General features: G+C 62.3%; 1 protein-coding gene. It reads left to right on the top strand.

Features of this window, described 5'->3' with window-relative positions; all coding sequences use genetic code 11:
* On the top strand, nt 1–616 hold a 616-nt coding region (locus ACYVDM_RS26410; protein ID WP_460475505.1), incomplete at both ends, for an autotransporter domain-containing protein.

The raw sequence follows: 616 nt of genomic DNA on the forward strand, positions 1-616 counted from the left end.
ACCTGCCGGTGTGGCGCTGAACCAAAGCCAGCAATCGCTGGCGGGGTACTTCGACCGGTCGTGGAACAACGCCGACCCGGGCATGGCGCAGCACTTTGCAGCGCTGTCGCGTGCGTCCAGCGGCAGCGGCTACAGCGATATGCTGAATTCCTTGTCCAGCCGCGCCACGCATGCGCAATCCATCGCGTTGGTCAACTCGGCCGGCACGATCCTGGGATCGTCGATGAGCTGCCCGGCGTTTGAAGGCCAGAGCACCTTGTTGCGCGAGGGTAACTGCGTATGGGGCCAGGTAGGCGGACGCTGGAGCGATCAGGATAGTTCCGGCGAAACGATCGGTTATGACGTGTCCAACACCAGTTACCGCGTTGGTGTCCAACACCAGATCGCGCCGAATTGGTATCTGGGCGGCTCGGCCGCCATTGGGCAAAGTTGGGCGCATATCCGAGGCGGGTCGAGCGGCGATGGCGACATTTACGACGGTTCGATCACGCTCAAGCATATCAAGGGTCCATGGCAGGTGGCGGGTTCGCTGGCGTTGGCCAGCGGCTCGTTCGACAACCATCGGCAGGTGAGCATTCCCGGGGTCAACGAAAGGCTGGACAGCGATTCGGATACG

Source organism: Bordetella tumulicola (genome assembly GCF_054779135.1).